This window comes from Gluconobacter cerinus, from assembly GCF_002723935.1.
Lineage (GTDB): Bacteria > Pseudomonadota > Alphaproteobacteria > Acetobacterales > Acetobacteraceae > Gluconobacter > Gluconobacter cerinus.
In genome coordinates, this window is record NZ_BEWM01000024.1 from 1 (window position 1) to 7318 (window position 7318).

4 protein-coding genes are annotated in these 7318 nt (G+C 64.6%); all 4 read left to right on the top strand.

The genetic code is table 11. The annotated features are described in order from the left end of the window. Positions 1-196 precede the first annotated feature (196 nt). The 4 genes from GCE01_RS16760 (at position 197) to GCE01_RS16175 (ending at position 7253) form a co-directional block, all read left to right on the top strand. Positions 197-574 (top strand): hypothetical protein, encoded by a 378-nt coding sequence (locus GCE01_RS16760; RefSeq protein ID WP_167386198.1) that lies wholly within the window; start codon positions 197-199, stop codon positions 572-574. Further along, positions 571-1542 carry a phosphoadenosine phosphosulfate reductase domain-containing protein gene (locus GCE01_RS16165; protein ID WP_099213654.1) on the top strand — a complete coding sequence of 324 codons (972 nt, stop codon included), beginning with the start codon at positions 571-573 and terminating at the stop codon, positions 1540-1542. Before GCE01_RS16760 ends, GCE01_RS16165 begins: the two co-directional genes overlap by 4 nt. Positions 1543-1565: 23 nt before the next feature. Next, complete coding sequence (locus GCE01_RS17310; RefSeq protein ID WP_244591281.1) at positions 1566-2000, top strand: hypothetical protein; 435 nt, start codon at positions 1566-1568, stop codon at positions 1998-2000. Between the two features lie 114 nt (positions 2001-2114). After that, positions 2115-7253, top strand: a complete 5139-nt coding sequence (locus tag GCE01_RS16175) for a DEAD/DEAH box helicase family protein (protein WP_099213656.1) — start codon at positions 2115-2117, stop codon at positions 7251-7253. The last annotated feature ends 65 nt before the right edge of the window (positions 7254-7318 follow it).

Here is a 7318-nt window from a genome sequence, read left to right on the forward strand (position 1 = left end):
AGAAGGAAAGGGCTGGCTGGAAGCCGCCCAGCCCGCAACAGGTGGGTCAACGCGTGTCCTCGCCATGCTCGCCGGCTACGCCGTCTGCGCGTGGCTGCGGGCCGCGTTGATCCTGCCGCTGCGCGGCACTGTTGCAGTCTGAACAGCCCCCAGCCGGACGCGACGATGTTCAAAAACCAGAAATGGATCGAGCATCATGCGCCGTCATTACCTTCCTTACGTCCCAACACCACGCGGTCGGCCGCCCATGCGCTGGACCGATACGCAGGAGCCCGTATCCTGCCGCAAGTGCAATGAGCACTGGGCTGGCGGCGATCCGGCTCTGACGATTGCCTGCACGGGCTGCAACGCGCCAGCCCATGAGCCCTGCCGTCGCAGTGCGGGCGGTAATGAACGGGTGTGTGCGTGCCGGGATGAGGCAGCGACCCAGCTTGGACTCCTCTCACGCTGCGAAGGCCTGAGCTGGGATAACCGGCATGTAAAGCCACTCATGCTCCGGGCCGCTCCTGTCCCCACCGCCCTGATGTGTCGCTCTGTCCGGACAGGTGCTCCTGTCAGCAGGTTTGTGCCATGACGCCGGATCTGACCTCTTATGACAGCATCATCGTGGCCGTGTCGGGCGGGAAAGACGGCACCGCCTGCCTCCTTGCCCTCCTTGAAGCCGGCGCTCCGAAGGACCGCCTGGAACTGTGGCATCACGAGGTGGACGGGCAGGGGCCATCCTTCATGGACTGGCCCTCCACCTCGCCCTATGTGAGCGCATTGGCGGCCGATTTCGGACTGCCGCTCTATCGCGCCTGGCGAGAAGGCGGCTTCGAGCGGGAGATGCTTCGCAAGGACGCACCGACAGCCCCTGTTCTTTTCGAAAGCCCTGAGGGTCTGATCCGCGCAGGCGGGCAGGGGCCGAACGGGACGCGCCTGCGGTTTCCGCAGGTCTCCGCCAGCCTGACGACACGCTGGTGCTCCAGTGTCACCAAGATCGACGTCGCCGACCGCGCCCTACGCGGCCAGGAGCGCTTCCTGAACCGGCGCACCCTGTTCGTGACCGGTGAGCGCGCCGAGGAAAGCCCAAGCCGTGCCCGTTATGCCGCCTTTGAGCCGCACCGCACGGATACGCGGCACGGCACGCGACGTCGCCGTCATGTCGATCACTGGCGCCCTGTCCACCAGTGGAGCGAGGCGCAGGTCTGGGACAGCCTGAAACGCTGGAACGTGATGCCGGCGCTGCCATACCGTATCGGCTTCTCCAGACTGTCCTGTGCCACCTGTATTTTTGGCGATGCGCGGCAGTTTGCAACGATCCGCTGGCTCGATCCGGCCCGCTTTGAACGCCTCGTGCAGTACGAGCAGCAGTTTGGCTGCACGATCAAGCGCACCGTGTCGCTGGAGCAGATCGCCGAGCAGGGCAGGCCGTATGCCGCCGCCCTGGCAGCGCCCGAGCTGGCCCGCGCGTGCCTCTCGGCGCGTCCGATCCCGACTGTCTTCACACCAGCCTGGGAGACCCCGGCCGGAGCGTTCGGGCAGGGCGGGGGGCCAACCTGAAAAAAAGAAGAAAAAACAGAAGGTTGAAAAAGAAGAAGAGGGGAGGGGGGCAGCACAGGCCAGCCCGCCCTGCAAGAGGTGGGTCCGTCCGTGTCCTCGCTGCGCTGCGGGCCGGGCGGTCCCGACGCTGTGCGTCGCTCTGGCAGGCCGCACTGTCCTGCGCTCGCCGGAGAGGGTCAGGAAAGGAAATAAAGACAATGTCAGACACCCTCGAACGCCCCGCACAGGCGCACGCCTTCGATCTGAAACAGGCCCACGAAGAGGGCTGGACGATCCTCGAAGGCTGCGGACCCGACAATGACGAGACGCATCTGGTGGGTCTGCATTGCAGCGATCCTCAGGCCTGGTGGCGCGTGGCGAGGCAGGCAGGCGAGGGTTCGGCCTACCACCGTGAGGCGCTGTCCCGCCTGTCCGAGAACGAGCGCGAGCAGATCCGCCTGCGCTTTGGTCCCCTCTGACCCCGCGCTGATCCGGGAGGCCTGACGCCTCTCTCCCCGAACTGATCCTGTTTTCCGGCCCCCCGGTCTGCCTCCGCGCAGTACCGGGCGTTGCCGCTTGTCCGGAGTTTTTCCATGTCCATGTCCCAACTGAGCTTTTTCGATACCTCAGCACTCGGCGGCAGCCAGTCCAATCTCTACTGGGGTGATCTTCCCGGAGACCGCGCCCTTGAGGAAGCCGCCGCTGCGGTTCGACAGGCGACACAGGCCCCGGCTCCGATCCCCGCCGTCCTGCCGAAAGTGGATTTCGTCCTGAGCGGAACGCGTGGCCTCGCCCAGGGCTGGAAAGAGCGCGCCCGCGACAATCTGGCAACGATCCGCCTTCTGGCCACACTGGAAGCGGAAGACCGCAACGCCAGCGCGGAAGAGCAGGCCGTGCTCGCCCGTTTCACAGGGTTCGGGGCCGGAGAGCTGGCCAACAGCCTGTTCCCGCGTGCCGGAGAGACCTTCCGTGCCGGTTGGGAAGAGATCGGCAGCCAGCTTGAAGCCCTGACCAGCCAGCAGGAGCGAGCGGGTCTGGCACGGGCCACGCAGTACGCCCACTACACGCCCGAACTGATCGTTCATGCGATGTGGGATCTGGTGGCCCAGATGGGGTTCCGGGGCGGCCGTGCGCTGGAACCGGGCTGTGGCACCGGGCTTTTCATGGCAAGCGTGCCCCCGAAGCTGGCCCCGAAAACCGCTTGGACGGCGATCGAGAACGACCCGCTGACGGCCCGCATCACGCGCAAGCTGTTTCCGAACCAGTGGGTCCGCGCTGAAGATTTTACGACAGCCAAGCTGGCGGAACGCTACGATCTGGTGATCGGCAACCCGCCGTTCAGCAACCGCACGGTCCGGGGCACGGACGAGCTGGGACGCCTTGGCCTGTCCCTGCATGATTATTTCATCGCCCGGTCCATCTCCCGTCTGCGTCCCGGAGCTGTGGCGATGTTCGTGACGTCGCGGTGGACGATGGACAAGTCCGATGCCGGCGCGCGGCGCACGATCTTCGAGACCGCCGATTTCGTGGGTGGCGCACGGCTGCCAGCCGGGGCCATGCGCGACGATGCCGGAACGGATGTCGTGGTGGACGTGCTCGTGTTCCGCCGTCGCGCACCGGGAGAGGATGCGGGCGATGCGACATGGCTGGACGTGGCGGCGCTGGAGGACACCGATCAGGGCGAAGGCCCGCTGTGGATCAACCGCTATTTCGCGGAGAACGGCCAGCAGGTTCTCGGTCGGCACGACTGGACGAGCGGTCAGTTCGGTCCGGAATACACCTGCAAGGCCAACCCGCTCCAGATGCTGGACGAGGCCCTGCCGCTCGCCCTCGGCCGTCTCTCTTCGCTGGCCCGCTTTCCGACCCCGCAGACGCTCGATGTTGCGACGGTGCAGGACAATCATGCCGCCGAGGTCGGAACGGCCGCAGACGGTGCCCTGCTGAAAGAGGGCAGTTATCTGCTGCACAAAGGCGTGCTGCACCAGATCATCGACGGCGAAACCGTGCTGGTGAAGGTAAAAAAAGGCGAGCAGAAGGAAGGGATTTTCCAAAAGCACGCGGCCATCATCAAGGGTCTGATTCCGGTAAGGGACGCGGCCCGTCTGGTGCTGCGCGCCCAGGTGGAGAACCTGCCCTACAGCACCCATCAGGCTGATCTCAAGCGCGCGTATCAGGCGTTCAGCCGTCAGTTCGGGCCGATCAACCTGACGAACACCACGACACGGGTGGATGAAGAGACGGGAGAGGAGAAATCCACACAGCGCCGCCCGAACCTTCAGCCGTTCTACGACGATCCGGATGTGTGGCTGGTCAGCTCGATCGAGGAGTATGACGAGAAGAGCCAGACCGGCCGTCCGGGACCGATCTTCAGTGAGCGCGTCATTCAGGCCCCGTCCGAGCCTGAGGTTCACGGCGCCCATGATGCGCTGGCGGTCTCCCTGCATGAGACGGGTGGCGTGGATGTCGAGTGCATGGCGGAGCTTCTGGGCCGCTCCGGTGATGAGGTGCTCGCCGAACTCGGATCCTCGGTCTATCTCGACCCGATCCGCAGCACAGGCGGCCGTGAGGTCTGGGTGACGGCAGACGAAGCCCTGTCAGGCGCGGTCCGCACCAAGCTGGCGCAGGCCCGGGAGGCTGCCGAGCGCGACCGACGCTATCTGCGCAATGTCGCCGCCCTTGAAGAGGTGCAGCCCGAAGACCTGCGCCCGTCCGACATTACGGCCCGTCTGGGAGCCCCATGGATCCCGGTGCCGGATGTTGAGGCCTTTGTTGCAGAGGTCATGGGGGTTCGCACGACCATTCACCACACGCTGGAGGTGGCGACCTGGAGCGTGGACAAGAGCGGCTTTTCCGGCAAGGCCGAGGCCACCTCGGTCTGGGGAACACAGCGCCGTCATGCCGGGGATCTGCTGGACGATGCGCTCAATCAGGCCAGCCCGAAAATCTGGGACACCTGGCGCGATGTGAATGGCGAACACCGTGAACTGAACACCAAAGAGACCGAGGCCGCCAAGGAGAAACTGGCCGCAATCAAGACCGCGTTTGAAACGTGGGTGTGGCAGGACACCGACCGCGCCGAGCGTCTGGTGCGGCTGTATAACGATGCGTTCAACAATCTTGTCCCGCGCACGTTCGACGGTTCCCACCTGAAACTGCCGGGGGCGAGCACGGCAATCAGCCTGCGCGACCATCAGAAGCGGGTGATCTGGCGGATCATCGCCAAGGGCAGCACCTACATGGCCCATGCGGTGGGGTCCGGGAAGACGTTCTCGATGTGCGCGGCCGTGATGGAGCAAAAGCGGCTTGGCCTGATTTCCAAGGGCATGATCGTGGTGCCCGGCCACTGCCTTGCGCAGATGGCGCGTGAGTTCATGATGCTCTACCCGAACGCCCAGATCCTCGTGGCGGACGAGACCAACTTTGTGAAGGACAAGCGCCAGCGGTTCCTGGCCCGTGCGGCCACGGGGAACTGGGACGCTATTGTCATCACGCATGACGCCTTCAAGTTCGTGCCTGTCGAGAGCGCGTTCGAGCAGGAGATGGTCGAGGAGCAGATCGCGTCCTACGAAAGCCTTCTGGAGAATGTGAGCCGCGATGACCGTCTGTCGCGCAAGCGCATCGAGCGCCTGAAGGAGGGGATGGAAGCCAAGCTGAAAGCCCTGTCCAGCCGCAAGGACGATCTGGTGCATCTCGGCGAGATCGGGGTGGACCAGATCCTCGTGGATGAGGCGCAGCAGTTCCGCAAGCTGTCTTTCGGGACGAACCAGTCCGACCTGAAGGGGATCGACCCGAACGGCAGCCAGCGCGCCTGGGATCTGTTCGTCAAAACGCGCTACCTCGCCAAGCGTAATCCCGAGCGCGTGTTGGTGATGGCGTCAGGCTCGCCGATTACCAACACCCTGGGCGAGATGTTCTCAATTCAGCGGTTCATGGACCTGCCAGCCCTTGTCGAGCGTGGTCTGCACGAGTTCGACGCCTGGGCTGCAAGTTTTGGCGAGACCCGCACGGAGCTGGAGCTTCAGCCGAGCGGGCTTTACAAGCCGGTCACGCGGTTCTCCGAGTTCGTGAATGTCGCCGATCTGATGGCAATGTATCGCGACTTTGCCGACGTCGTGCAGCAGGACGATCTGCGACGCTACGTGAAACTGCCCGAGATTGCGGGCGGCAGGCGTGAGATCGTCGTGGCCGATAGCGGGGACGCCTTCCGCGAGTATCAGAAGACGCTCGCCGAGCGGATCAAGACGATTGAAGAGCGCACGGGCAAGCCCCAGAAGGGTGACGACATCCTGCTGTCCGTCATCACCGATGCCCGGCACGCGGCGATCGACCTGCGTTTCGTGCGGAACTGGGCGGAGAATGACAACAGCAACAAGCTGAACGTCATGATCCGCAAGGTTTTCCAGATCTGGCAGAACACGTCGGCCAATCGCTACACCGACCCGGAGACCGGACGGGAGTACGAGCTGCCCGGTGCGACGCAGATGATCTTCTCGGATCTGGGCACGGAATCCGCGCTGGAGACACGCGGTTTCTCGGCCTATCGCTGGATCCGCGATGAGCTGATCCGCATGGGCATCCCGCGCGACGAGATCGCCTTCATGCAGCACTACAAGAAGAGCACGGCCAAGCAGGCGCTCTTTCGGGACATGAACTCCGGGCGCAAGCGCATCCTGATCGGATCGTCCGCGACCATGGGAACGGGTGTGAACGCGCAGCAGCGCCTGATCGCCCTGCATCACCTCGATGTGCCCTGGCTGGTCTCGGACATCATCCAGCGCGAGGGCCGGATCGAGCGACAGGGCAACCAGAACCCGGTGATCCAGCTCTACGCCTACGCCCTGAAGGGCTCGGTGGACGCGACGAACTGGCAGATGCTGGAGCGCAAGCAGAAGTTCATCTGCCTTGCCATGTCCGGAGACCGGACGATCCGCCGTCTGGAAGATGTGGGGGCGGAAGCCAACCAGTTCGCGATGGCGAAGGCGCTTGCGTCAGGAGATGAACGCCTGATGCAGAAGGCGGGACTGGAGGCCGAACTGGCGCGTCTGGAACGGTTGCAGGCCGCGCATCACGACGATCAGTATAACGTCCGTCGCGCCATCGACCGCGCCGAGCGTGACCGTGAGACGGCGCAGGCTGTGATCCCGCGTCTTCAGAACGACATCGCACGGCGTGAGCCCACACGCGGTGAAGCGTTCCGTCTGGTGCGCAAGGACCGGGAGATGACCGAGCGTGAGAAGGCCGGTCTGTGGCTTCTCGCGCAGGCCCGCATTGCGGCGAAGTCCGGGGAGAAAGGCAAGTGGACGCTCGGCACGATCGGTGGCTTCGAGATCCTGTGCGAGACCTGGCGCACCCGCTTTGACGGCGAAGAGACGTGGGACGCGACCCTCGGCCTTGTGCTGGACGGGCGGATCCTCGGCATGGACTTTGACCGCGAGACAAGCCCGGTCGGGCTGGTCAGCCGCATCGAGAACGCGCTGTTGCGGTTCGAGGCGGAACTGGCTGATGCACGCCGTCAGGTGGAGGAAGCCGAACGCAAGCTCCCCGGCTATCGCGCCCGTGTGGGTCTGGCGTTCCCGGAGGCGGCGCTGTTGCAGGAAAAACGCGAGGCCATGGCGGCTCTGGAGGCGGATCTCGAAGCCGATACGCAGCGCCGCGAGGAAGCGGAGAAGGCTGAAGCAGCCGAGGCAAAGGCAGCGCTGGAAGATCAGGCCGTGGTCGTAGAGGCGGCCTGATGCTGCCCCTACTGTGTCCGGAATGGACACAGTAGGGGAGAGGAAAAGCAGGAAGGACAAGAAGG

Coding starts and splice junctions, on each gene's coding strand:
- GCE01_RS16760 (WP_167386198.1), top strand. CDS start 197: ATGCGCCGTCATTACCTTCCTTACGTCCCAACACCACGCGGTCGGCCG.
- GCE01_RS16165 (WP_099213654.1), top strand. CDS start 571: ATGACGCCGGATCTGACCTCTTATGACAGCATCATCGTGGCCGTGTCG.
- GCE01_RS16175 (WP_099213656.1), top strand. CDS start 2,115: ATGTCCATGTCCCAACTGAGCTTTTTCGATACCTCAGCACTCGGCGGC.